The organism is Francisella sp. AG1 (genome assembly GCF_057683165.1).
In genome coordinates this window covers 784,872-811,205 of the sequence record NZ_CM173135.1, presented here as the reverse complement: position 1 = coordinate 811,205, position 26,334 = coordinate 784,872, and the positions used below count along the sequence as shown (strand labels likewise).

Here is a 26,334-nt window from a genome sequence, read left to right as displayed (position 1 = left end):
AGTTAATCTGATAATATTGTGCTAAAGACGTGAGTAATAGCATCAGATAAATTATCAAAAGAATTATTTACTTTTCTTAAAATTCTTTTAAAATTGGCCCAAATTTTTTCTATAGGATTTAAATCAGGAGAATAAGCAGGAAGGTATAGTATCTGTATATCAAACTTCTCTGCTATTTTAGCCAATTTAGGAGACTTATGAAAACTAGCATTATCCATAACAACAGTAGTCTTTGGAATTAACTCAGGACATAAATGCTCTTCAAACCACTGATTAAAAATTTGAGTATCTGTATATCCAGTATACTCTAGCGGTGCTATAATCTTCTTTTCTAAATAGTTATAACCAGCAACTATACTTTTTCTCTGAGTTTGATAAGCAATAACTTCACCATAGCTAGGTTTACCAACAAGAGACCATCCTCTTAGTACAGACTGTTTATTATCCATACCCATTTCATCTAAATATACAAGTTTGTTAGGTTCAATAGTCTCAACAACCTCTATAAAACTTTGCCTATCTTGTTCTTTTCTTTGCTTATATTTAGGTGTCTTTTTTTAAAACTAAAACCAAGTCTGGTAAGACAATCATAAAATGTGCTTCTAGGTATTTCAGGAGCTAATGCTTCTCTAATATCTAAAGCCATTGCATCTGGATATGTTCTTAAGTAGCTTTCTATCGCTTCCTTATCTGTAAAGGTTGCTACTCTACCGCAACCCAAGCCTTGCTTAGATTTATAATCACCAGTTGTCTCGTATAAGTTTATCCAAGATCTAGTAGTACGGATATCTATATTAAAAAAATTACTTAGCTCTTTGTCTGTTAGGCCTTCTTTATATTTAGTTATTACGATATCTCTGAAATCTTGGCTATATGATGACATTTTTTCTAAATATTATAACATTATTGTCAAATAACTATCGGATTAACTATATATTAAACATGGCAACTGCAATTGCAACAGCTGCTGCAGATCACTCCCCTATGTTAGTTATTTCTGGTGATGTGCCGCTAGATGAGACTGGCAAGGGTCTAATTCAAGATAGTAGTTCACTCGGTATAAATACTTCAGCTGTTTTAGCTCCATTAGTATCTGGGCAAGTTGAGGCTCATTCAGCACACCAGGTGCCATTTGGATTAAAAAGCTTAATGAGAAAAATGTTGACTCCTAGCACCAAAGGTCCTGTTCATTTATCAATGACACTAGATGTTCAAGAAAACGATATTTCCGAAGGGTCAACTTATAAAGCTATTTCAGAATCATTATTACATCCAAAATATTTAAATGAGTCTGCATTTTCAGAAGGCAAAAAGATTGTTATCTATGCAGGTAGCGAAGTCAGAAAATCCTGTTCATGGGATTTATTAACTAAATTTGCTGAGAGATACAGTATTCCTGTTGCCACAACAATCAGTGCAAAAGGTGTAATATCAGAACAACATAGTCTATCTTTAGGGATCGTTGGTTGGGTAATGCACCCATTTGCTAATAAAATTATAATGGAAGATGATATTGATGTAATGCTATGCTTGGGTGTGCAGCTTAATTCAGCTGAAACGATGGCTGGTAGTAAAGAGTTTGGTGCTAAAAAAACTATTGTTAGTTATCCAAATTTTCATAATGTATTTCAAAATGTTGAATATGATTATGAGGTTCTTGGTGACAGTTATTCGTTCCTTCAAAAAGCATTGGAAATTAATGATCAACGTAGTAAAATTTTATTAAAAAATAAAGTATTTCGTGAAGAATGGTTAAAAAAAGCAAAAACTTCATGCAATAACGTAAATTTTTATGATTTTGAAAATACTGAAAATACTAGCATACCAATTCATCCAGCAAGATTAGTTAAAGCGTTGCGTAATGTGTTGCCACAAAATTCCATTATGGCTATTGACTCAGGTGCTCACATGATGTTCGCTTTCCATTATTGGACAGTCACAAATCCAACCCAAGTAATTACCGCATTAGACTACATGGGTAGTATGGGCTGGGCATGGGGAGCAATAATAGGCAGCAAGGTTGCATTACCAGACCATCCACATGTATTATTTACAGGAGATGGTTGCACCCTAATGCATGGTATGGAAATTAAAACAGCTGTTGAGTATAATCTACCAATTATTTTTGTAATCTCTAATAATAGAGCTTATGGTAACCCAAAACTTCGTGCTATGAAGTTTAGTCAGAAAGTTAATGATTTTATGAACATACCGGCCTTTGATTTCGCAGCATTAGGACGTTCTTTAGGTGCTGAAGGATTTACAGTAACAGATCCAAATGAATTAGAAGCTACTATTGATAAAGCTTATAAATTAAATAAAGCCGTTGTAATAGATGTTATTGTTGGCAATGTATCTACACCAACTGAAATTTATGATAAATATTTTGCTCAGAGCTTTTTTCATGGTGGAAAATTATAGTCTTAATAATTAAGTGTAATCAAACAGTTTTTGATGGCACCGTTAATTATTGAACATACTCTTTTTCTGGAAGTCTTTTATTCATACTACTACTGGTAATATGACAAAATTAGACAATAAAAATATTAACATTTGCCATCAAGAGTCAAATTAGCCAGAATCTCTATCTTAATATACTTTTTTCAAAAAAATCTAGTAATTCGATTTTGCTAGTGATGGCAATATGCTTAATACATATCAAAATATTATTAAACAAGAAAAAATAGTCGACTTAAAAGCTAGAAAAAAGAAGCCTTGGCATGACTTTTTCCTTTTTATCTACTATATAGCTAATATTATTAGCTATATACAAAAATATTATCTGGACTCTCAATATTTACAATATAAGAATATTTCAATACAAATATTTTTTTAATCAAACCTATAATATTGATATCTAGATACCATAAGAAAGTATTAAATAATTAGTTACTCTACTCTCATGCTAAAATATATATTATTGATGATGAAGTTTGTTATATAAGTTCAGCTAATTTAACTCTTATGGGTTTTAGAAACAATTATGAAACTGTTGTAAAAATACACAATAAAGATAAAATCATGGAAATAAAACAAGAGATAAACAATCTAATACGTAGAGAATTTGTTTGTATAATGGATTATAAACCTATCATTGAGCTTCTATATACTGAACCTAAAAACTAATGGGGGTTTGAAGACTAATCTAAAGTTTTTTTACAAAGAAAATCATGAATCTATATTGATTCATTCCTATAAACTAACTTTTGACAAATTTGCTCCAGAGAAATGCCTTTTTCTCTTAACAAAACTAATAAATGAAATAATAAATCTGCCGTTTCAGAAATTAGTTCATCATTTGAATCCTGTTTCATTGCAGCAATTACAACCTCAACACCCTCTTCACCAACTTTTTGAGCTATTCTAGAAAGACCTTTCTTAAATAAGCTAGTTAGATAACTATTTTCAGGTAAGTAATCTTTTCTTTCTGCTATCAACTTTTCTAATTTATCTACTATATATAAAGAACTATTTCCTTCACCTTGCGTAAAACACGACTTACTACCAGTATGACAAGTTGGCCCATAAGGTATAGCTTTTATTAAAATTGAATCATTATCACAATCTATAGCTATATCTTTTAGCTCAAGAAAATTACCACTTTCTTCACCTTTAGTCCATAAACGTTTTTTACTACGGCTATAAAAGGTTACCTTACCTATATCCAAACTTTTTTCTAAAGCTTCTTTACTCATATAGCCTAGCATCAAAACACTACTATCAAGGGCTGACTGAATAATGACAGGTACTAAATTATCCATTTTTTTCCAAGCTATAGATTCTATGATTTTATTATTCATTGTTTATCCTATTTTACTATTCTTACAGGTATATTATTATCTAAGAGTTCTTTTTTTAGTCTTGTTATAGTTATGATTTCATCATGAAATACGCTAGCAGCCAAAGCACCATCAATATTTGTATATTTAAACACATCTATAAAATGCTGAACTTTTCCAGCGCCCCCAGATGCTATAACTGGAATGGAAACACTAGATTTAATTGCTTTTAAATGCTCCAAATCATAACCACCTTTGACACCATCTTGATTCATACAGTTAAGAACTATCTCACCAGCACCACGAGACTCTACCTCTTTTGCCCAACTAATGGGATCTAATAATGTCTGCACAGTTTTATCAGCACTACCTGTATATTGACAAACTTTAAACTCCCCATTAATAAATTTACTATCGATTCCAACAACAATACATTGTGTTCCAAATTCATAGACTAATTCATTAATTAGATCAGGCCTTGCTAATGCTGCAGAGTTTATTGATATTTTATCGGCTCCTTCATTGAGAATGGCTCTAGCATTTTCTATAGACTTTATGCCGCCAGCAACACAAAATGGAATATTTATTTTTTTAGCTATTTCTTGGACCCATTCTATAGAAAGTAATTTGTTATCAGGGCTTGCGCCAATATCATAAAATACCAACTCATCTGCTCCTACATCTGAATATTTCTGAGCAAGTTCAACAATATCACCAATAATCCTATGATTCCTAAATTTCACACCTTTAACAACTATACCATCTTTGACATCAAGACATGGGATTATTCTTTTAGTTAACATTCTAAAGCCTCTTGAAGTGTAAATTTATTTTCATATAGTGCTTTACCAATTATTACGCCATATGTATTTTGCTCTTTTAATAGCTGTAAGTCTTGTAAACTACCAACTCCACCAGAAGCTATAAACTTAATATCTGGATAAATAGCTGAATAAATTCTATATAATTCAAAATTTGGACCTTGAAGCATACCATCTCTAGAAATATCAGTACATAAAACATGCTCAAGACCATCAGCTAAATAAATTTGTAAAATCTCATCTAAAGTTGTTGTACTAGATTCTTGCCAGCCATGTGTTGCTATATAAGGAGTCCCATCTTTAATAAATACATCCAAAGCCAAAACCATTTTTTTAGCACTGTATTTCGCAAAAAATTTCTTAGTTAAAATGATATCCTTAACTGCTAAACTACCAACAACAATCCTATCTACCCCTATTTCTAAAAGCTTCTCAATAGTTTCAAAATCTTTAATGCCACCACCAACCTGTAATGTCATATTACAATTATTTCTAATTTGTTGAATAGTCTCAAATTGACAAGTTTGACCTTTTTTCGCACCATCTAGATCTACAACATGGATAAACTCTGCACCAGCTTGCTGGTATGCTTTTGCAACATTTTTTGGCTCAAGCCCATAGGTAGTAGTTTTATTAAAATCACCTTTTTCTAAACGAACGCATTTGCCATTTATTAAATCTATTGCTGGAAATATATTCATCTACAAAGCTCCTTGTATAAAATTCTCTAAAACTTTCAGTCCGATACTACCAGATTTCTCAGGGTGAAATTGAATACCATAAAAGTTATCTTTATTAACTATTGCAGTAAAATTATTTATATAATTATTAGTGGCTAAAGTATAAGTATTAAGCTCTGCATAAAAACTATGGACAAAATATACATAATCATCTACAGCTATATTTTTAAATAAAAAATGATCTTTATTTATATTTTGAAAACTATTCCAACCCATATGTGGAATACTAAAACCTTGAGTTTTTTTAAAAGCTTTTACTTTTTCTGAAAAGATACCTAAACACTCAGAATTTCCTTCCTCAGAAAATCTATACATAATTTGCATCCCTAAACAAATTCCTAATACTGGCTGTTTAAGCTGTGGAATAAGTATATCTAATCCATATTGTTTTAAATTTTCCATCGCTGATTTAGCATGGCCAACGCCTGGTAAAATTACACAATCTGCCTTTTTTATCACCTTAGGGTCATGAGTTAAAATTATTTTTTGACCTAGCTTCTCAAAAGAATATTTTATCGAGGCAAAATTGCTACCACAACAATCTACTATCGCTATCATAATACTCCCTTTGAACTTGGAATCTCATCTATACCATCTTTAGCAATCGCCTGCTTAAGAACTTTACCCAACCCTTTAAAACAAGCCTCTATCATATGATGAGTATTCTCACCGCTAACTTTAATATGTAAAGTAGCTTTTAGGCCTTCAGCAAAAGATATAAAAAAATGCTTAACTAACTCTACAGATAAGTCACCAACTATCTCACGATCAAAATTTGCTTTAAATGAACAATAATTTCTACCACTAAGATCTAAGGCTATCTCAACTAAAGCTTCATCCATAGGTAATAAAAAACCATAACGATTTATACCATATTTATCACTCAGAGCTTTTGCTATAGCTTGTGAAAAACTTATTGCAACATCCTCTACGCAATGGTGATCATCAATATGTAAATCACCTTTAGCTATAATCTCTGCACTTATGCCTGCATGTTTTACAATTTGGTCAAGCATATGATCAAAAAACCCAATACCTGTATCTATATTTCTAGTTCCTGAAACATCTAAGTTAACTTTTACAAAAATATCAGTCTCATTAGTTACACGCTTTATTTCAGCTATTCTCGGTTTATTTAGTATCTCACTAGTAATATCATACCAATTCTTATGTTTACCTTGGCCTATTTGGATAGGATTTATCTTTATATTATTAGCTAATTGAATATCTGTCTCTCTATCGCCAATAACATAACTATCCTTTAGAAGTATTTTTTGATCGATCAGATAATTCATTAATAATCCTACTTTTGGTTTACGACAAGCACAATCTTCATCAGCAAAATGAGGGCATATCAAAATATCTTCAAACTTAATCCCTTGAGATTCAAATATTTTTAACATCAGATCATGAGGAGCATCAAAGTCTATTTTCGGAAAAGATTTTGTTCCTAAACCATCTTGATTTGAAATCATCACCAATTTAAAGCCTGCTTTTTGTAATTTTTTAAGAGCTTCAAAAACACCATCGAAAAATTCTAATTTATCTATACTGTCTACTTGTTTATCTATAGCAGGTTCGATAATTAAAGTTCCATCTCTATCTATAAATAAATATTTATCTTGTTTCATATTCACTACTTAATTTTTGTAATACTTTAATTAATTTTTTATTTTCATAAGTTGTTCCTATACTTATCCTTAAAATTTTCTCATCATTAAAAAAATAAGCCATAGAACGAACAACTATCTTATTATCAATAAGCCTATTAAAGACATTCTCTTTAAATCTTACTAAGATAAAATTAGCATCTGATGACCATAATTTATCTAACAAATTCAGCTGTGATAACTTTTTGCATAAATACTGTCTTTGCACTTTTATTTCTAATATTTGATCAGCTATATTTACTAAATTTTGAGCATCAAGCATTGCTAATGCGGTATTTTCAGTAGTTTTTGGAATCGGATATGGGGCTAATATTTTTTTTAACCAAACTATTCTGTCAGCATTAGTGATTATAGTTCCTAATCTAAGTCCTGCCATACCAAAAGATTTTGATAAAGTTCTTAATACCACAAGGTTTTCATACTTATTAATAAGAAGAGATACCGACTTTTCATTGCTAAATTCAATATAGGCTTCATCAACCACAACTACACATCTACTTGATAATTTACTTAAAATTAGTTCAATATCAGCCAATATTATCGATTTACCTGTAGGGTTATTAGGAGTACATAAAAAAAGCAATTTACAGTTATTAGGTATGGTTGCTAAAAGTTCAGTAACATTAATTTCAAAATTATTCTCTTCTTTAAGCTTTAAAGTTTTATAACCTACTCCTTGCAATTGAGCTGCTATTTTATACATTCCAAAAGTTGGATCTACTGCAAATGCAGAATCTTTTTGATACTCACAATACAGTCTAAACAATAGATCAATTCCTTCGTCACTACCTCTGGTAACTAATAGGCTATTAGTACTAGTATTATATATATCTGCTAACCTCTCTACTAATAGCTTCGGCTGTGGCTCAGGATAGCGATTAAATAAGTTTTCATCACCATAGGGAGATTCATTCGCATTAAGCCATATATCTCCTTTTATTTTTAAAGAACGGGCCGATGCATAAGCGCTAAACTTTTGTAAATCTTTACGAATTAATTTCTCAGTACTCTGTTCTTGCATATTTTTATAAGTTCTCCAACCTAATTTTTATTGCATTTTCATGAGCTTTGAGACCTTCTATATCAGCTAGTCTCATTGCCATTGCACCTATATTTTCTAAACCTTCTTTGGATACATTTTGGACACTTATTGCTTTCATAAAATCTACAGTTGCTAAACCACTATAGGCTTTAGCATACCCATAAGTAGGTAAAACATGATTTGACCCTGTAATATAATCTCCCAAAGCCTCAGCTGCCCATGGACCAACAAATATAGCTCCAGCATTTTCAATACTCTCCACATAATCTTCAGCAGATTTTATATTTAAAATAAGATGCTCAGAAGCATATTGATTAGCTATATTAATAGCCTCTTCTATCGAATCTATAACTATAATTGCACTATTTACTAGAGATTTTTCAATTATAGTTCTTCTTAGAGCTATATTTGTCTGCTTAGTAACTTCTTCTTTAACTTTGTTTGCTAAACATTGACTATTTGTTATTAATAACGCTTGAGAGTCTACTCCATGCTCAGCTTGCGCTAGCAAATCTGCAGCAACAAACTTTGGATTAGCAGTATCATCTGCAATTACTAAGACCTCTGAAGGTCCAGCTGGTAAATCTATTGCCGCACCTCGACTATCATTTGCTACTTGCTGTTTTGCTTCTGTAACCCAAGAATTACCTGGACCATAAATTTTATTTACTTTAGGTATAGTTTCGGTACCATATGCTAAAGCTGCTATTGCTTGAGCACCACCTAACTTATATATTTTGGTTACATTACAAATATCTGCCGCTATTAAAATTAATGGATGCACCCTGCCATTTTGATCACAAGGTGTAGTTACATAAATTTCTTTACAACCTGCAATTTGTGCAGGAACGGCTAACATCATTAGAGTTGAAACTAATGGTGCAGAACCTCCTGGAACATATAAACCCACTTTTTCAATAGGCTTATAAACCTTTTTACAAATTACACCATCACCTGTATCGCAGGTAATAGCCTTAGGTTTCATTATCTTATGATAATTAGTTATACGAGCTACAACATTTTTTATTAAAGAAATTTCTTTTTCTGAAACTAAAGAATAACTATGTTTAATTTCAGCTTGAGAAACTGTAAAATTTTCTAAATTTACTCTATCAAATTTAGCAGCAAAACTTAAAAGAGCTTCATCTCCTTTTTGTGCCACTTCATGCAAGATGTTTTGTACACTTGTAACTAATTTAGATTTATTAGTATTAACTGGACGAGCTAAAAGATCTTGTTGCATTACTACACTAAGTTTTTGCCAATTATATATTTCAATCATTATATAATAATTACTCCAGCATTTTCTCTATTGGTAAAACTAATATAGAACTAGCCCCTGCTTTTTTTAATTTCTCTAAAGTTCCCCAAAAAACTCCTTCTTTTGTAACTAAATGTATAGCAACTTTATCATCCCCATATAAAGGCATAATAGTTTGACCTTCATGACCTGGTAAAATATGAGAAATAGTATCAACAGCATCCTTATTAATATGAAACATTATATATTTTCGTTCTTGAGCATGTTTCACTCCTTCAATTCTTCTAAGTAATAATTGGTAATACTCCTCTAGCTCAAGACTAAATTTGTGATTTGAGCGTATCAAAACTGCCTGGCTTTTCATTATTGTGTGTATCTCTTTGAGATTGTTTTCCTCTAATGTTCTACCTGTAGATACCAAATCACAAATGGAACTAGTCATTTTTAGATTAGGAGCTATCTCAACTGAACCAGAAATAGATAATGGATCTAAACCTAAATTATTTTCATCTGAAAATTTTTGGACTAAATAAGGATATGAAGTAGCTATTCTAGTATTTATTAAATCATTAAATTTATTACTAGCATCATGTGGTACCGCTATTGCTAATCTACACTTACCAAAGCCTAATTTTTTAGTTTTGACAATATCATTTTTCTTAGATGTTTTTTCAATGCTAAGTAAATACTCTTCTAGAACATTTTCTCCCACTATACCAAAATCACAAACATTACTATTTACTAACGTTGGAATATCATCATCTCTTACAAATAGAAAATCAATAGGTGCATTTACTGAGTGACATAATAAGCTACTTTTATTTGATAACTCAGTTTTAATACCTATTTTATTAAATAACTCCATTGAATTATCATATAATCTGCCCTTTTTTTGTATTGCAATTCTTAGTCTATTCCTCATTTGACCCCTCTTTTTCAATTTTGTCATAAATAATATTGTAACCTTCTGTACCATAACTAAGACATCTTGCTACTCTACTTATTGTTGTTAAACTAACTCCTGTTTCAGCATGAATTTGTCTATATGTTTTATTTTTCTTTAATTCTTTGACGACTTTCCAACGAGCTGCCATAGCTATTAAATCTACAGGTGTGCATAAATCTTCAAAAAAAAGTTGAGCTTCATTTACTGAATCAAGACTTGTAAAAACCTCAAATAAAGCCTCTAAATTTTCTTTATTATTATTTATTTCTGACATTTTATATTAAATACATAACCTACTGTAATAACATGTTATTACAGAGTGACAAAAATTACAAATATTTAAAATAAAAATATGGAATAAAAAGCTTATTCCTAATTATAGATGCTGGGATCGCATAAAGAGCTGAGTCCATTTAACCTATATATAGTTAATCCGATAGTTATTTGACAATAATGTTATAATATTTAGAAAAAATGTCATCATATAGCCAAGATTTCAGAGATATCGTAATAACTAAATATAAAGAAGGCCTAACAGACAAAGAGCTAAGTAATTTTTTTAATATAGATATCCGTACTACTAGATCTTGGATAAACTTATACGAGACAACTGGTGATTATAAATCTAAGCAAGGCTTGGGTTGCGGTAGAGTAGCAACCTTTACAGATAAGGAAGCGATAGAAAGCTACTTAAGAACATATCCAGATGCAATGGCTTTAGATATTAGAGAAGCATTAGCTCCTGAAATACCTAGAAGCACATTTTATGATTGTCTTAACAGACTTGGTTTTAGTTTTAAAAAAAGACACCTAAATATAAGCAAAGAAAAGAACAAGATAGGCAAAGTTTTATAGAGGTTGTTGAGACTATTGAACCTAACAAACTTGTATATTTAGATGAAATGGGTATGGATAATAAACAGTCTGTACTAAGAGGATGGTCTCTTGTTGGTAAACCTAGCTATGGTGAAGTTATTGCTTATCAAACTCAGAGAAAAAGTATAGTTGCTGGTTATAACTATTTAGAAAAGAAGATTATAGCACCGCTAGAGTATACTGGATATACAGATACTCAAATTTTTAATCAGTGGTTTGAAAAGCATTTATGTCCTGAGTTAATTCCAAAGACTACTGTTGTTATGGATAATGCTAGTTTTCATAAGTCTCCTAAATTGGCTAAAATAGCAGAGAAGTTTGATATACAGATACTATACCTTCCTGCTTATTCTCCTGATTTAAATCCTATAGAAAAAATTTGGGCCAATTTTAAAAGAATTTTAAGAAAAGTAAATAATTCTTTTGATAATTTATCTGATGCTATTACTCACGTCTTTAGCACAATATTATCAGATTAACTATACATAATCAAGAGACCTAAAATTAATGGTACTGTCCCACCCAACAAAAGTAGCTGTTGCTGTACTGATATAAAGAGCATCATAATACATGTAAGTATAAGTACTCCAACCTTATCTATTATATAAACTTGGATAAATAAGTGTGTCTATGGCAATACAAGAAACTAAGAGTACTTTCTTACGTCCAATCTTATCTGATACAAGGCCCCAAAATGGTGCAGTTGAAAAATAACAAATAGATGCAATCATAGTTATAAACATCGCCATATTTATTGAATAATGTAGTTCTCTTTCGAGCGTAGATGGTATGAATGCTGTTGATATATAGATCATAACATAGGCAAATAATTCAAAGTCAAAGTATTCATTACTCGTGGCTAAACTAGCAAAAATTATTTTTTTTTAAAGAGGTATTCTTATTTGTTTTGTTACTAATTTAATTTTTATACGATCAGTTTATAGTATTTATATTTTCTTCAAAGAATTTAGATAGCCAAAATATTAATAAATCTCATAAATAACTGTTGGTGTATCAAAATGTATAGATTCACTCAAACTATTGGATACAACAGCATATTTTTTACTATTTTTTATAAAAACTTTAGTGTCTGTACCCCCATAAGTTTTGTAGGTTTCTATAAGCTTGCAACTATCTTTGAATTGATAAATTATAGAATCAAGTACTGTAACAGGATTTTCTCTTGTACCACCAATAAAATTAGTTCTAAATAAATATGTATCATTACCCTCTTGGTAAACAAAAAAACTTCTTGCTGCCTCACCATCGAGACTTTGTATTTTAATAAAACTATTATTATCCCATTTATAAATTGAGCTACTATATAACAAGTTTGCAAATGCTAAATATTTTTTTCCATCATGAATAAAGTGACAAAAATCTCTCCCACCACCACGCGTCTCAATCTCTTGAAATAATTCAAATTTAGTACCATTCCATTGTAATATTTTAGATGCTCCAAGGTTATCAGCTAATGCTAAGAAGAATTTACCTCTCACTGAAAAAAAGCATGTTTCATACCCCCATATAACGGGAATACTCTGAAAAAGCTCAAATTTTAAACCATTCCAACGATAAATTTGTGAATAACTCTGTTTTTCAATATCAGCCCCTGGCTCTTTTACTCCTTGAGAATAAATAAGATAATGTTGACGCCCAATCTCAAAAAAATTACAACTTTTTGCAGCAAATGTATTAAATGCTTGAAAAAATATAAAATTATCATCAATCCATTCATAAACCTTTGAATCAACATCCATAGTAAAATTAGGGTTTACACCACCCCTAATAGAAGCCACTGCTAAAAAATGCCTCTCATTTATTGTGTAAAAGCTTACATGTTCATTTCCTTGTGATGAAATCTCCTGATACTTAACAAATTTATAATTTTGCCATTTATATATCATGACATAAGTTTCACTATTACCGCCATTCATATTAGGCTCATCACCTTTTATATCTTCAGATAATTGTGGAATTGCTAAATACAGGTCGTTTTTTATTTCAAAAACTTCCACACCTCTTGCACCACTTGATGAAATATTTTGGACTGGTCTTAGCTTCATTTTTTTACCTTTATTTTTGGGGTATCTGCTGGATAAGAACACAAACCAGTAGGAAAACCTTTTGTTAATCCTGGCAAATCCATCTTATCAAATTGCCATTTCTTAGCTACAGCTTCTCCTGCAAGCCAAAATCCAACTGTATTTGATAACATTTGCTTAGGGCTTGTTATGGAAAATTTTAACCTCTGAATAAAATGCTCTATTTGATCAGCTCTTGTTAATTCATAATCACCTGGTAGCACTTGCCTATATGGTATTTTTATATCTTTTACATGAGAAAATGCTGCTTGTGATATATAGTTAATCTGATAATATTGTGCTAAAGACGTGAGTAATAGCATCAGATAAATTATCAAAAGAATTATTTACTTTTCTTAAAATTCTTTTAAAATTGGCCCAAATTTTTTCTATAGGATTTAAATCAGGAGAATAAGCAGGAAGGTATAGTATCTGTATATCCAGTATACTCTAGCGGTGCTATAATCTTCTTTTCTAAATAGTTATAACCAGCAACTATACTTTTTCTCTGAGTTTGATAAGCAATAACTTCACCATAGCTAGGTTTACCAACAAGAGACCATCCTCTTAGTACAGACTGTTTATTATCCATACCCATTTCATCTAAATATACAAGTTTGTTAGGTTCAATAGTCTCAACAACCTCTATAAAACTTTGCCTATCTTGTTCTTTTCTTTGCTTATATTTAGGTGTCTTTTTTTAAAACTAAAACCAAGTCTGTTAAGACAATCATAAAATGTGCTTCTAGGTATTTCAGGAGCTAATGCTTCTCTAATATCTAAAGCCATTGCATCTGGATATGTTCTTAAGTAGCTTTCTATCGCTTCCTTATCTGTAAAGGTTGCTACTCTACCGCAACCCAAGCCTTGCTTAGATTTATAATCACCAGTTGTCTCGTATAAGTTTATCCAAGATCTAGTAGTACGGATATCTATATTAAAAAAATTACTTAGCTCTTTGTCTGTTAGGCCTTCTTTATATTTAGTTATTACGATATCTCTGAAATCTTGGCTATATGATGACATTTTTTCTAAATATTATAACATTATTGTCAAATAACTATCGGATTAACTATAAATGGTCTAGCATATATACTTCCCCAAACCTTATTTGATAAATATTCAAAGTCTTTAGATAAAAGATGGTTTTCTCCTAAATTACTAGGCAAATCGACATATGGAAGTATCAAAATACGCTTTGAATCTAGTATATCCCCAGCTATTGACTCAATAACAGGAACCAACCAATTTGAACCAGATGTTAACCCAGAGCCATAGTTTGTTCCTGCTAAATTATGAAGAATAATTTTGGCATGCTCCCAGTTTATTTTTTTATTAGATAGCGTATTATACAATTCATATACACTCATTAACCCCACGCAAGCAAAGCTCCCAATCATAACTGTATCAAATGAAATAGGATACTCTTCACTAGAAACATTTAAAAAATTTTTAATAACATTTTCACTAGAAAAACTATTCTTATTTTCCTTGACTGAAATTAAATAGTTTGCAGCTAATCCACAACCATAATCAACCATATTTTTTTACTAGCTCTTCTTTACCTCGTAAAACTGGTATTGATAGCTGATTTAGCCAATGCTTACTACCTTGAATTTGATTTAACTCACGCACTTCTGTTAAATGCATTATCATTGGATCAAGATGTTTTTCCCATGAACTATCTCCCATTGATTTTAAAGCTCCTAAATAGGCAATAGCTGGACCCACATGCGATAAACTAGTTAACTCATAAAACCCTGAGTTTGGTGTTGCTCGATATGATGCTGATGTAATTAAAGAATGTTTTTCATCTCCACTATACACATATATTCCAACAGAATCTGCTATGACTAAAGGACCAGATTGTGTTGTTGCATCCTCCGCTATAACCTTAGCTAAATCTTGAGCAATAGCTGTTCTATCTTGTGGATAGTCTGACTTTGTATAACCGGTAAAATCATAGTATAAATCATAAAATGCTTTTGGAGTTTCATATAATATCATTTATCTTCCTTATTAAATATTGGGGTACATATAAATGTTATGGGGCTTATAAATTGTTCTATAATAGAGTTCACTAATTCTGATTGTGTAGCAAAAGCAAAATGATCAATACCATTAATTTCACAATATTGCGAGCTAATAATATTTTTCCTTAAATATAAGCCAACTTCTACTGGGACCTCTTCATCTAAAACACTATTTATTATTAAGGTTGGAGCATTTATATTATTTAATAAATCTCTATTATCATCAAAAGCAATATTATTAAAAAAAGCTAAAATAGCTTCTTTTCTTGCTGCTATTAACATTTTAATAAACCAAGATTTCATTTCTTTCAACTGACTACTATTTTTTTCTTTTATTGCCGGTATGTATAAAATATTTGCTAACTCCTCATAGGTGCTTGTCGCCTTAATTTTTTGAGTAAAATCTGCCAATGATTCATCACTAAATCCCCATTGCCAATCTTTTTGTTTCTTAAAACATGGAGAGGCATTAATTACAATAAGTTTGCCTATCATATTGCTATGTTTGGCAGCAAAATTTAATGCTGCATGACCGCCTGATGCAAATCCAACAAGTATTGGTTTATTAAGTTTTAGTTTTTTTATGCATTGTTTAATATCAGAGACGTACAAATCAGTGATAGAATCAAAATGCTTCGGTAAAGCACTAGATTTACCATAACCACGTAAATCAATAGCTATATTGTGATAATCGCTTTTAAAATATTCAAATTGAGCAAACCAACTATCGGAGTTTAGAGGTAACCCATGAATCCATAAAATAGTTTGACCAGTACCACTTTCTTGATAATATAAATGTCCATTTTCTAATTCAATAATTTTCATTTATCATCAGCCCTTTAGATTTTCATATCAAAAATTTCATTCCCATAACTAGTCCAAATTTTATAAGCTCTTATTTATATATTTTTTAAAATCTTAGTTTTATTTCTTACCACCCTATAAAATATTGATTTAATTATGAAAAAAACTCTTATATTATCTTTTATATTAATATCAGATTTTAACCACCTATGCAAAACTCAAAAAAAGCTTTATTAATAATTTTATTCATATACCTAATTATACCAAATTTGGTTTTTTCAAAAACTAACAACACAAGTAATGATATACAAATACTAGCTTTTCAACAAAATGCTATTGCAAATGTTCAATACAATACCAATGTAACTGGAGGTGATACTGGTGTTACAACTAGAGGTGATCTAAATCAAGCTATTAAATCCTTACAAGATGCTATCAAAAACTCTCAACCTAAAACTTCTGCAATGTTACAACTACAACTATCTTTATTTTCTCTTCAAATAGATACTAAACAGAATCAGGCTGCTGAAAAAACTTTAAATTACCTTATTAAAGAATTCCCAGAGAACCCTATTGTTCAAATTTATGATACTGCTTATTTTTATGTGCTAAAGTTTAAAGACTATAGAGAATCGCTTAAAAAATTAAAAACATCAAAGTGGGCTCAGATGCCAAAATTTATAAAAGCTTTTGATGTAATAGATAGAAATTATAATCTCCATATAAACACAAGTGCCAACCAAATTGAAATAAAAGACGATTCTAATCCTGTAATTATTATACTGGGATATGCCCTTCATCAAGATGGTTCTATGGATGAAGTACTAATCCAAAGATTAGAAACTGGGTTAGAAGCTCACAAAGAATATCCTCATGCAAAAATAATTGTTAGTGGTGGTGGTGTTAGAGCTGGAACTACTGAATCTTATCAAATGAAGCAATGGCTTATAAATAAAAAAGTTCCTTCTAGCCTAATTATTCAAGAAGATCAGTCTATTAGCACCATCTGGAATGCATTTAATACTTTTAAAATCCTTGAGAATTTAAAGCCAAAGGTCAAAGATATTATTCTAATAACATCGGACTCACATATTAGAAGAGCTAATGCGGTGTTTGAGCAAGAAAGCTTAAATACTAATATGGATTTGAAGATTCATAATATAGCATCAGAAACTAGAGATTATAATATTTTAGACCCTCTTACAAACCATGAAAAAACTTTAATTGTCAAAGATACATTTAGAGTAGCTGGTATATGGCAAATGCCAGGTATGGTTTTATAATTTTCATATTAGCTTATTAATTGCGTTAATCCACCATCTCGCTTTATATCGTTTCCTGTCATAAAAACAATCTTTTATATATCATTATAAATTTGTAATAACTACTCTTTCTCAAATTCATCGATGAACTTTTGAGCTGCGGCTATTCTTTCTTTACATAATTTATAACTTTTAGAAGCTTGTTCAAGCATTGGTGCTAGTTCATCCAACAAAGCGGGGTTATCTTGTTCATCTTGTAATTTTTCATTTATTTCTTCCAAAATTTCATAATTTTTAGCAAATTTTTTACTTTGTGTCGCCACTTCTTTTTACCTCTACTTGTATTTGTCCATCTACATATATTATTTCTAAATTTTCACAAGCTTGTGCTTGATTTTTACTGGTTATATATCTACCATTTTCTAGCCTCGTTATACTAAATCCTCTCTTTAATGTAGGCCGTATAGATATTGATAATATTTGCTTATAAAGATACTCGCTAGTATGAGTGTAATATTTTATGGTACTTTTGGCAATACTACGTGATTGTTCATAAGCTTCATCTATACTATGATAATATTGCCTTATTAAATTTTGTGAATTTAGGATTACACTATCATACTGCATATCTATAGACTTAGTATATAACCTAGACATTCTTCTTGTTACTGATAGTATGTTTTTATAAAAATGCTCTATATTTTGATTAGTTTGATGCAAATAATTTTCAGTCCGATCGCTAAAACTAGTATATATATTATCCAACTGTGATTGGCTTTGTTTAGCAATATTTTTTGTTACTTTAACTATAGATCCATAGTTATACTCCGCAGCTTTTGCCTTATCAATTATAGTATTAATAATATAATTGATAACTTTTGATGGGGTATCAAATCGTTTAGTACATATTTCATCAAGGACTGTACTATCACGTTCATGACCAATACCTATCATCACTGGAATCTCACTATTACAGATATTTTGTGCTAACACTATATTATTAAACCAATCTAGATCTGCTTGTGATCCTCCTCCGCGAATAAGTACTACAGCATCATAATTGCGAGATTTTATTCTAATCTTATCAAAGGCCTCTGCAACACTTCTTGCACATTCAAGACCCTGCATTTTTGCCTCGTAAATATCAAATTTACACAAGCCTAATTTTTGAATCTTATCAGCCTCTTCAAAAAAGTCACCTTTACCAGCTGCTGTCAAACTTGTAATCACTGCAATACTTGTAAAATCTTTAGGCATACTAAGATTCTTATTTTTATCTAAAATATCTTTTTTAGATAAGGTTTCTAATATTTCTATTTTACGAGCCTGCCTATCTCCTAATGTAAAAGCTGGATCAATATCGATAATATTTAAACTAAGCCCAAAACTAACATGATAGCTTACAGATACTTTTAACAAAACCTTCATATCTACTTTTAGGTTTTCACCAGTGGTGATGCTAAATTTATTCTGAATATAATCAATCTTATTAGCCCAACAATTACATCTAATTTTCGCGATAGGATACTTACTAAGTCCATTATGCTCGATTAGTTCACCATAATAATGTTTTCCCGATTTTCTCCATTCAGAAAGCTCTGCCATTACCCAAAAACCCTCATAACCAAAACCCATCTCTATGGTACTTTTGATAAGCTCTAGAAAATCACTCAGCTTCAATGATTCATGCATATTTTTTATCGTACTAAGATTAATTTTTAAATTTTCACACTTATATAAATAATATACAAGCACTATCAACATTTAACTAAAAAACCCTAACCTTAATTATTAATATTATGTAATAATTCATATAGTTAAATATATTTCTTGGAATTACAGAATGATCGAAATATCAACGGATGCAATAAAGGAATTAAAAAGAATTCGCCAACATATTCATCAATATCCTGAATTAGGATTTGACGTACATAATACAGCCGACTATATAGCCAAAGAACTTGAAAATCTTGGATTAGAAGTAACTAAAGGTATTGGCAAAACTGGTATTATTGCAGATATAAAAGTTCAAAATGCTACGAAAACTATAGCTTTACGAGCAGATATGGATGCCTTGCCTATTCATGAACAAAATAATTGTAAATACAAATCTAAAGTTGATGGTAAAGCTCATATGTGCGGCCATGATGCCCATTGTGCTATGGTTATAGTTACAGCTCAACATTTGGTAAAAAATAAAGAGCTGCTAAATGTAAATGTACGTTTAATTTTTCAACCATCCGAAGAAGTTTTACCAGGAGGAGCTCCTGCAATGATAGCTGATGGTGCATTAAATGGTGTTGATGAAATATATGGTATACATGTTTCACCTGGTAATGATGAAGGCAAAATGGAGATCTGCACACCAGTTGCTCTTGCTGGTGTAGATCAGTTTCAAATTACTTTTCATGGTAAAGGAGGTCATGCAAGTACTCCTATGACAGCTAATGACCCTATCATTATGGCATGCCAGTTTGTAAATCAAGTTCAAACTATTGTTTCAAGAAATAGCGATAGTTTTGATCCAGTTGTCGTATCTGTTACAGCTATTGAATCTGGATCAGCTTTTAATGTAATACCTAACCAAGCTAAATTAAAAGGGGCTATACGCTATCTCAGCTCTAAAGGAATAAATATTGCTAAAAATCGCTTACATGAAATTGCTAATGGTGTAGTATCAACCTACCAAGGTAAAGTTGGTATTGAATATTATCATGGTTATCCTGAGACACGAAACGATAGTAATGCTGCAGCAAAATCAATCGCTGCAGCTAAAAAAGCATTAGGTGCTGAAAATATTATAGTCTCTAAATCACCTTGGATGGCATCTGAAGACTTCTCATATTTTGCTAAAAAAATACCTGCTTGTTATGCTTTTTTAGGTGTAAAAAATGAAAATAAAGGATTTATATCCATGGTACATGAGCCAACTTTTGATTTATCTAATGAAGCTATGCTAAATGGTGTTAAGTACTACACAACTCTAATAAACTTAGTTAGCTAAAGCAGAAGTTTCATCTAGTATAGAAGTAACTTATAAATAAATTATTATCTCATCATCAATGCCAACTACACTTTTATTAATTATTATTTTTTTGTAACTTTGCAATATAAGTACAAATATTTATTAGTTAAATCAATTTCATTTAAATAAAATATATCAAAACTTTAAAAAGTATTAAAATATTATGGTAATATGATTATGTTGTTATAATAAACAGGTTATTGTATGAGTCATGAAATTGATAAAAATGATGAATTATATGGATTTTTTGATAAAAGTAAGTCTGAAGATATTAAATTAAAAAACAAAAGTTTTACCAATGTAAATGTCTACCTTAATAAGGATGGAAATTACCTTTATGAAAATCAATATAAATTATATGCTTTTGAAAAATATTACTTAATCACAACAGCTAATAGCAATCTAAATCAATTAATAGACTGGGACTTATTCATTACTAGTCATGGTGGAAGCGAATCGACTTTTATTTCTTCAAAATATCATAATCTGAACCAGAATATTCAATATTATTTTTATAATTCATTTAATACTCTATTGTATGCTGGTAAAGAAATGATTAATTTAAGTTTATCGCCCTATTACATAGTGCATAACGGTCTTTTCCAACCATGCAACTATCAAGCAATTGATGATGTAAATAAAGATAGTAGAGCAATAACAGGATATAAATTTTATGAAAACAATGAAAAACTAGATAAAATGGTGAATATGATATTTCAACGAGAATTATTACAGCAAATTTCATCACCATGGTCGGATCAGGAAAGAGTTGAAAGATGTATTGCAAGTGTTTCAAACAACCAAATTCGACTTATACCAAGATTAGGTATGGAAATAACTCTAGAAGATATAGAAAATAAACTAAATAAATATGCATTTAATATAAGTCAAATACATATTTACGCATGCAGAACTCATAGAAATAAAGGTCTTCCATATCTTAAACCTCGAAAGGACGATTTTTATGACAAAAATCATGGTAAATATACTGAAGATGGTGTACGCACTAGTCTACAATATTTTTCATCGCCTGATAAAAAAACAATAAGTAAATTATTAAAAACTTGCTTTAATTTATATGGCAATAATATTAATCCTAATTTTTTTGAGATAATAAAAAAACGTATTAAAGAAAAAGAAGAAATATCTCTATCTCAAAGATGGTCTTAATTAATTTTATTTCTGAACCTATAATCTTTCTAAAAAATAGGATTTAGCACTATAAAGTAAGATTTTACTTTATAGTAGTATGAATTTAAAAGTATTTAACTAGGCAGTATCATAACTGGTCTTCCCTATGAGATAGAGCCATAGTCCCTCCATATATGTTTGCATGTATAGGTAGTTATCTGCTTAACATTATCATTACTAAAATTTATACTATAAGTAGAACTGAAAATATAACCCATCATCATGCTCATTGTAGTATCAAAAGGCATACGAAAACCAATGTAAGATCCATAGTTATACTCCGCAGTTTTTGCCTTATCAACTATAGTATTAATAATATAATTAATAACTTTTGATGGGGTATCAAATCGTTTAGTACATATTTCATCAAGGACTGTACTATCAGCTTCATGACCAATACCTATCATCACTGGAATTTCACTATTACATATATTTTGTACTAACACTATATTATTAAACCAACCTAGATCTTACAGTTTACAAATATTTTTAACAGAACCTTCATATCTACTTTTAGGTTTTCACCAGTGGTGATGCTAAATTTATTCTGAATATAATCAATCTTATTAGCCCAACAATTACATCTAATTTTCGTGTTAGGATACTTACTAAGTCCATTATGCTCGATTAGTTCACCATAATAATGTTTTCCCGATTTTCTCCATTTAGAAAACTCATCATTTGGTAAAAAATAAAAATCTATTAAATATAATTCAACGATTCAAAAAAGTTTTACCAGGAGGAGCTCCTGTAATGATAGCTGACGGTGCATTAAATGTCACAACTCTAATAAACCCGGTTAGCTAAAGCAGAAGTTTCATATAGTATAGAAGTAATTTATAAATAAATTATTTAATGTGTTATATTCTAGATAAAATGAATGAATAGTTTTATATAATTAACTATATTCCATAATTTATATGATTTATTTTTAAGGTTTTATTTAAACCAAATTATTATCTCTTTATCAATACCAGCTATACTTTTATTAGTTATTATTTTTTTGTAACTTTGTAATATAGATACAAACATTTATAGTTAATCCGATAGTTATTTGACAATAATGTTATAATATTTAGAAAAAATGTCATCATATAGCCAAGATTTCAGAGATATCGTAATAACTAAATATAAAGAAGGCCTAACAGACAAAGAGCTAAGTAATTTTTTTAATATAGATATCCGTACTACTAGATCTTGGATAAACTTATACGAGACAACTGGTGATTATAAATCTAAGCAAGGCTTGGGTTGCGGTAGAGTAGCAACCTTTACAGATAAGGAAGCGATAGAAAGCTACTTAAGAACATATCCAGATGCAATGGCTTTAGATATTAGAGAAGCATTAGCTCCTGAAATACCTAGAAGCACATTTTATGATTGTCTTAACAGACTTGGTTTTAGTTTTAAAAAAAGACACCTAAATATAAGCAAAGAAAAGAACAAGATAGGCAAAGTTTTATAGAGGTTGTTGAGACTATTGAACCTAACAAACTTGTATATTTAGATGAAATGGGTATGGATAATAAACAGTCTGTACTAATAGGATGGTCTCTTGTTGGTAAACCTAGCTATGGTGAAGTTATTGCTTATCAAACTCAGAGAAAAAGTATAGTTGCTGGTTATAACTATTTAGAAAAGAAGATTATAGCACCGCTAGAGTATACTGGATATACAGATACTCAAATTTTTAATCAGTGGTTTGAAAAGCATTTATGTCCTGAGTTAATTCCAAAGACTACTGTTGTTATGGATAATGCTAGTTTTCATAAGTCTCCTAAATTGGCTAAAATAGCAGAGAAGTTTGATATACAGATACTATACCTTCCTGCTTATTCTCCTGATTTAAATCCTATAGAAAAAATTTGGGCCAATTTTAAAAGAATTTTAAGAAAAGTAAATAATTCTTTTGATAATTTATCTGATGCTATTACTCACGTCTTTAGCACAATATTATCAGATTAACTATATGACGACACCGAGCGTCGTTTCTTAACCCTTTTGAGAGACATTAATATCAGCTATCTCTAAAACTACTAACAATAACATCATAAAATTGATTTCAAATAATTGAACAATTCTAATACATAATTAAGTTTAATAAAGAACCATATATTTACTCTACATCTTGCCTTTTCCTATAAATACTAAATTACACTCTATTATATCTATAACTTAACTATCATATTCTCATTATTGTTGTGATAGCCACCAACTTTTTTATATAAAAGCAACCCAATAAAAGAAAATATCAAACACATAATACAAATCACAACTGGCCCTAGCCAGATAAAACCCGTATTATCCATAACCACTAAACTAATCATGGGACAAAGACCTCCTACAAAAGCTGAATTTAAACTATAACTAAGAGCTACTCCAGAAAGTCTAAATTCTGTTGGAAAAATATCGCATAAGAAAAACAATGTGGTTGATGCTCCTACTGCATAACAGATAATCAAAACTATCATACCAATATATACACTAAATAAATCTGACATTAGGTAAAATGTTATAGGAATTACTACCAATAAAATTATACATCCTAAACTATAGATTTTTATAAGACCAATCTTATCAGATATATAACCAAAAGCTATTACTGCAATTAAGACAATTATTTGCACAAAAATCATTATAGAGCGTGTATCACTAATACCTAATAATTTTGTAATATAAAAATTAGAATATTGTAATAAAATTATGGCTCCTAAAGCAAAAAGCATTGCAAAACAAAAACCTGTAAAGATATTAATATAGTTTTCTTTTAAAAGAATTAAGATAGACTTTTTCTTTCTATGTGCAATTTTCTTAAATAATGGGGTTTCTATCAATTTTAATCTAGCATAAAATCCAAATACTGCTAACAAACCACCTAAAATGAACCCCGCTCTCCAAGCATATATCCCAAAAACATATTCTAATAAAATACATACAGTTGTAGCAAATACAAAACCTGATAACACAAAAGCAAACAAAATGCTTAATTTAAACCCTAATTGTCTTGAGCTTGATTCATAAACAATTACATAAGCAGCTGGCAACTCTCCACTTAATGCAAACCCTTGTAAGACTCTAAATATAACAAACATCACGCTTGAAACTATACCTAGCATAGCATAGGATGGCATAATTCCCATTAGAAATGATGCTAGACCCATAAGTATTATTGTAAATGTAAAAACTTTTTTTCTACCATAACGATCTCCAAATGTACCTAGAACTATAGCACCTAATGGCCTTACCACATAAGTTAAAGAAAATATTGCTACTGTAATAAAACTTTTAATTACAGGGTTTTGAATAGCTGTAAAAAAAGTATCAATAATCTCTTTTGAAAAAAGTACGTATAAGAGAAAATCATAAACTTCTAATATTGCGCCTATACCGGACAAACCTACTATCTTAAAATCTTGTCTCATATAACATCCTATTTATAGCTTAACTATCATATTCTCATTATTGTTGTGATAACCACCTTTTCTAAAATAAATACATACTCCTACTAATCCTACTATACCACAAACCATACCAACGATTGATGGTCCTAAAAAATGATATTTTGTCATAGTAATAATCATTGTACTAACTAGAGGTGCTATTCCTCCAACACAGGCAAAGGCTAAATTATAGCTTAACCCAACTCCTGAAAGCCTAACATCCGTAGGAAAAAGATAGCATAATAGAAATATAAATGTGGCTGAAACTAAAGAATAACATAACATAATTATTATAGAAGTTACTATTATAGAAAATACCGAAGCATAACAGCTCATTAGATAAAAAATAGGTAAAGCAAATATAGCAACAAGCCCAGATCCTGCTATAAACATCTTAGCAATACCAATTTTATCTGACAAATAACCAAAAATAAAAGTAAAACAAGTAAGGATAAATACGCTTGGTGTAAGTATTAAAGAAATTTGACCCGAGTTATAACTAGGTAAGATATCTTCAACAAATTTATGGATATAAAGTGTCAACATTACACCACCAAACGCAACTATAATTACAATACAGATTCCTGCAAATAAATTAGGTCCATAAGTTGATAATAATGAAGCGAATGAATGTCTTTTCTGCTTATCAATACCCTCAAACTCTGGGGTCTCATGTAAATTTCTACGTACGTAATAGCCTACAAAACCCAACAATCCACCGATTATAAATCCAGCCCTCCAAGCAAAATCACCAAAAATATATTCAAGTGCAAAGCCAACAAAATCTGAGAATAAAAATCCTCCTGTTACAAATGTAAACAAGATTGCTGTAGCAAAACCAATTTTACCTTTTACAGATTCATAAACAATTACATAAGCTCCTGGTAATTCACCTCCTAAAGCTATACCTTGCATTACACGTAATATGACAAATGCAAAGCTAGCGAATAAACCCCACTTAGCATACCCTGGCATTATTCCCATACATAAAGAACAACTCCCCATAAGTAATATTGTAAATAATAAAAGCCTTCTACGACCTATTAAATCTCCAATTATCCCAAGAATTGTCCCAGCAAATGGCCTAACAAGATAAGCTATTGAGAAAATTAAAACTGTCAAGAAAGCTTTAATTGTTGGATTAGTAATCTGAGCAAAAAAAGTTGCTGATATTTCTTTCGAAAAAATCATATATAATACAAAATCATAAAATTCTAATATTGCGCCTATCCCTGCAAGTAAGATTACATTTCTACTATTTCTATCGTACATTATAGTTATGAACTAACTTTGACCTAAAATCATCATACAAGGTTTTATTTTAGTTTAGAAGATATTATCCACATAATAATCATGTTTT

The 26,334-nt window shown here is 30.2% G+C and carries 27 protein-coding genes and 2 pseudogenes; 7 read left to right on the top strand and 22 right to left on the bottom strand.

What is annotated here, in order from left to right; genetic code table 11:
• Positions 1–2: 2 nt before the first annotated feature.
• Positions 3–883 (bottom strand): IS630 family transposase gene (locus tag ACR0PV_RS04135; protein WP_488172194.1). Its coding sequence is split into 2 segments (ribosomal slippage): positions 3–559 and positions 559–883, totalling 882 coding nucleotides; the frame shifts between segments, so codons are not numbered across the junction.
• Between ACR0PV_RS04135 and ACR0PV_RS04130 the strand changes: the two genes are divergently transcribed.
• Both ACR0PV_RS04130 and ACR0PV_RS04125 read left to right on the top strand, forming a co-directional pair.
• Complete coding sequence (locus tag ACR0PV_RS04130) at positions 874–2,421, top strand: thiamine pyrophosphate-binding protein (RefSeq protein WP_488173706.1); 1,548 nt, start codon at positions 874–876, stop codon at positions 2,419–2,421. The genes ACR0PV_RS04135 and ACR0PV_RS04130 overlap by 10 nt on opposite strands.
• A gap of 489 nt (positions 2,422–2,910) precedes the next feature.
• Positions 2,911–3,126, top strand: a complete 216-nt coding sequence (locus ACR0PV_RS04125) for a phospholipase D-like domain-containing protein (protein WP_488173951.1) — start codon at positions 2,911–2,913, stop codon at positions 3,124–3,126.
• 50 nt (positions 3,127–3,176) lie between these two features.
• Here ACR0PV_RS04125 and hisIE read toward each other — a convergent pair whose 3' ends face one another.
• Genes hisIE through ACR0PV_RS04080 form a run of 9 tightly spaced genes read right to left on the bottom strand, consistent with a single transcriptional unit; the run spans position 3,177 to position 10,533 of the window.
• Positions 3,177–3,800: a bifunctional phosphoribosyl-AMP cyclohydrolase/phosphoribosyl-ATP diphosphatase HisIE gene (hisIE, locus tag ACR0PV_RS04120; RefSeq protein WP_488173705.1), complete on the bottom strand. Its 624-nt coding sequence runs from the start codon at positions 3,798–3,800 to the stop codon at positions 3,177–3,179.
• Between the two features lie 8 nt (positions 3,801–3,808).
• A complete protein-coding gene (gene hisF, locus ACR0PV_RS04115; RefSeq protein WP_488173704.1) occupies positions 3,809–4,582 on the bottom strand; it encodes an imidazole glycerol phosphate synthase subunit HisF in 774 nt (257 codons plus the stop codon).
• Positions 4,576–5,301 (bottom strand): 1-(5-phosphoribosyl)-5-[(5-phosphoribosylamino)methylideneamino]imidazole-4-carboxamide isomerase, encoded by a 726-nt coding sequence (gene hisA, locus ACR0PV_RS04110; RefSeq protein ID WP_488173703.1) that lies wholly within the window; start codon positions 5,299–5,301, stop codon positions 4,576–4,578. The genes hisF and hisA overlap by 7 nt, the downstream gene beginning before the upstream one ends.
• Positions 5,302–5,898 (bottom strand): imidazole glycerol phosphate synthase subunit HisH, encoded by a 597-nt coding sequence (gene hisH / locus ACR0PV_RS04105; RefSeq protein ID WP_488173702.1) that lies wholly within the window; start codon positions 5,896–5,898, stop codon positions 5,302–5,304. It abuts the gene before it with no gap.
• A complete protein-coding gene (gene hisB, locus ACR0PV_RS04100; protein WP_488173701.1) occupies positions 5,895–6,971 on the bottom strand; it encodes a bifunctional histidinol-phosphatase/imidazoleglycerol-phosphate dehydratase HisB in 1,077 nt (358 codons plus the stop codon). Before hisB ends, hisH begins: the two co-directional genes overlap by 4 nt.
• Positions 6,958–8,031, bottom strand: coding sequence for a histidinol-phosphate transaminase (gene hisC / locus ACR0PV_RS04095; protein WP_488173700.1), 1,074 nt, complete (start codon positions 8,029–8,031; stop codon positions 6,958–6,960). Before hisC ends, hisB begins: the two co-directional genes overlap by 14 nt.
• 4 nt (positions 8,032–8,035) lie before the next feature.
• Positions 8,036–9,334 (bottom strand): histidinol dehydrogenase, encoded by a 1,299-nt coding sequence (gene hisD, locus ACR0PV_RS04090; protein ID WP_488173699.1) that lies wholly within the window; start codon positions 9,332–9,334, stop codon positions 8,036–8,038.
• Positions 9,335–9,344: 10 nt separating this feature from the next.
• Positions 9,345–10,235: an ATP phosphoribosyltransferase gene (gene hisG, locus ACR0PV_RS04085; protein WP_488173698.1), complete on the bottom strand. Its 891-nt coding sequence runs from the start codon at positions 10,233–10,235 to the stop codon at positions 9,345–9,347.
• Positions 10,225–10,533 carry a YerC/YecD family TrpR-related protein gene (locus ACR0PV_RS04080; protein ID WP_488173697.1) on the bottom strand — a complete coding sequence of 103 codons (309 nt, stop codon included), beginning with the start codon at positions 10,531–10,533 and terminating at the stop codon, positions 10,225–10,227. Before ACR0PV_RS04080 ends, hisG begins: the two co-directional genes overlap by 11 nt.
• A 200-nt stretch (positions 10,534–10,733) precedes the next feature.
• Here ACR0PV_RS04080 and ACR0PV_RS04075 point away from each other — a divergent pair.
• A protein-coding gene (locus tag ACR0PV_RS04075) for an IS630 family transposase (protein ID WP_488173696.1) occupies positions 10,734–11,614 on the top strand; the annotation gives its coding sequence in 2 pieces (ribosomal slippage) (positions 10,734–11,058 and positions 11,058–11,614; 882 coding nt in all).
• Between the two features lie 114 nt (positions 11,615–11,728).
• On the opposite strand, the gene ACR0PV_RS04070 is transcribed toward ACR0PV_RS04075, so the two are convergent.
• From ACR0PV_RS04070 to ACR0PV_RS04040, 7 genes and pseudogenes are all read right to left on the bottom strand, one after another.
• Positions 11,729–12,010: an MFS transporter gene (locus tag ACR0PV_RS04070; protein ID WP_488173950.1), complete on the bottom strand. Its 282-nt coding sequence runs from the start codon at positions 12,008–12,010 to the stop codon at positions 11,729–11,731.
• Between the two features lie 108 nt (positions 12,011–12,118).
• On the bottom strand, positions 12,119–13,201 hold the full coding sequence (locus ACR0PV_RS04065) for a hypothetical protein (RefSeq protein ID WP_488173695.1): 1,083 nt from the start codon (positions 13,199–13,201) through the stop codon (positions 12,119–12,121).
• The gene (locus tag ACR0PV_RS04060; RefSeq protein ID WP_488173694.1) at positions 13,198–13,542 is read right to left on the bottom strand and encodes a hypothetical protein; all 345 of its coding nucleotides are present in this window, start codon (positions 13,540–13,542) and stop codon (positions 13,198–13,200) included. Before ACR0PV_RS04060 ends, ACR0PV_RS04065 begins: the two co-directional genes overlap by 4 nt.
• Positions 13,502–14,245: pseudogene (locus ACR0PV_RS04055) on the bottom strand (transposase). The gene ACR0PV_RS04060 and the pseudogene ACR0PV_RS04055 overlap by 41 nt, the downstream one beginning before the upstream one ends.
• A gap of 26 nt (positions 14,246–14,271) precedes the next feature.
• Positions 14,272–14,760 carry a DUF5624 domain-containing protein gene (locus ACR0PV_RS04050; RefSeq protein WP_488173693.1) on the bottom strand — a complete coding sequence of 163 codons (489 nt, stop codon included), beginning with the start codon at positions 14,758–14,760 and terminating at the stop codon, positions 14,272–14,274.
• Positions 14,753–15,226, bottom strand: a complete 474-nt coding sequence (locus ACR0PV_RS04045; protein ID WP_488173692.1) for a DUF5624 domain-containing protein — start codon at positions 15,224–15,226, stop codon at positions 14,753–14,755. Before ACR0PV_RS04045 ends, ACR0PV_RS04050 begins: the two co-directional genes overlap by 8 nt.
• Positions 15,223–16,077 carry an alpha/beta fold hydrolase gene (locus ACR0PV_RS04040; RefSeq protein WP_488173691.1) on the bottom strand — a complete coding sequence of 285 codons (855 nt, stop codon included), beginning with the start codon at positions 16,075–16,077 and terminating at the stop codon, positions 15,223–15,225. Before ACR0PV_RS04040 ends, ACR0PV_RS04045 begins: the two co-directional genes overlap by 4 nt.
• A 188-nt stretch (positions 16,078–16,265) precedes the next feature.
• On the opposite strand from ACR0PV_RS04040, the gene ACR0PV_RS04035 reads away from it, so the two are divergent.
• Entirely contained in the window at positions 16,266–17,339 is a 1,074-nt protein-coding gene (locus tag ACR0PV_RS04035) for a YdcF family protein (RefSeq protein WP_488173690.1), read from the top strand.
• Positions 17,340–17,440: 101 nt separating this feature from the next.
• Here the strand turns inward: ACR0PV_RS04035 and xseB are convergent, their stop codons facing one another.
• Together xseB and xseA are read right to left on the bottom strand one after the other, a co-directional pair.
• On the bottom strand, positions 17,441–17,641 hold the full coding sequence (gene xseB / locus ACR0PV_RS04030; protein WP_488173689.1) for an exodeoxyribonuclease VII small subunit: 201 nt from the start codon (positions 17,639–17,641) through the stop codon (positions 17,441–17,443).
• Positions 17,625–19,010, bottom strand: coding sequence for an exodeoxyribonuclease VII large subunit (xseA, locus tag ACR0PV_RS04025; RefSeq protein ID WP_488173688.1), 1,386 nt, complete (start codon positions 19,008–19,010; stop codon positions 17,625–17,627). The genes xseB and xseA overlap by 17 nt, the downstream gene beginning before the upstream one ends.
• Before the next feature lie 151 nt (positions 19,011–19,161).
• Between xseA and ACR0PV_RS04020 the strand changes: the two genes are divergently transcribed.
• Positions 19,162–20,322 (top strand): M20 metallopeptidase family protein, encoded by a 1,161-nt coding sequence (locus ACR0PV_RS04020; RefSeq protein ID WP_488173687.1) that lies wholly within the window; start codon positions 19,162–19,164, stop codon positions 20,320–20,322.
• A 225-nt stretch (positions 20,323–20,547) separates the two neighbouring features.
• Positions 20,548–21,513, top strand: a complete 966-nt coding sequence (locus ACR0PV_RS04015; protein ID WP_488173686.1) for a hypothetical protein — start codon at positions 20,548–20,550, stop codon at positions 21,511–21,513.
• A 278-nt stretch (positions 21,514–21,791) separates the two neighbouring features.
• Here ACR0PV_RS04015 and ACR0PV_RS04010 read toward each other — a convergent pair.
• A pseudogene (locus ACR0PV_RS04010) lies at positions 21,792–22,210 on the bottom strand (exodeoxyribonuclease VII large subunit); the annotation flags it as partial.
• Positions 22,211–22,618: 408 nt separating this feature from the next.
• Here ACR0PV_RS04010 and ACR0PV_RS04005 point away from each other — a divergent pair.
• Positions 22,619–23,499 (top strand): IS630 family transposase gene (locus tag ACR0PV_RS04005; protein WP_488173685.1). Its coding sequence is split into 2 segments (ribosomal slippage): positions 22,619–22,943 and positions 22,943–23,499, totalling 882 coding nucleotides; the frame shifts between segments, so codons are not numbered across the junction.
• Between the two features lie 203 nt (positions 23,500–23,702).
• On the opposite strand, the gene ACR0PV_RS04000 is transcribed toward ACR0PV_RS04005, so the two are convergent.
• Both ACR0PV_RS04000 and ACR0PV_RS03995 read right to left on the bottom strand, forming a co-directional pair.
• Positions 23,703–24,956, bottom strand: a complete 1,254-nt coding sequence (locus ACR0PV_RS04000; protein WP_488173684.1) for an MFS transporter — start codon at positions 24,954–24,956, stop codon at positions 23,703–23,705.
• A 12-nt stretch (positions 24,957–24,968) separates the two neighbouring features.
• Positions 24,969–26,246, bottom strand: coding sequence for an MFS transporter (locus ACR0PV_RS03995; protein ID WP_488173683.1), 1,278 nt, complete (start codon positions 26,244–26,246; stop codon positions 24,969–24,971).
• Positions 26,247–26,334: the final 88 nt, after the last annotated feature.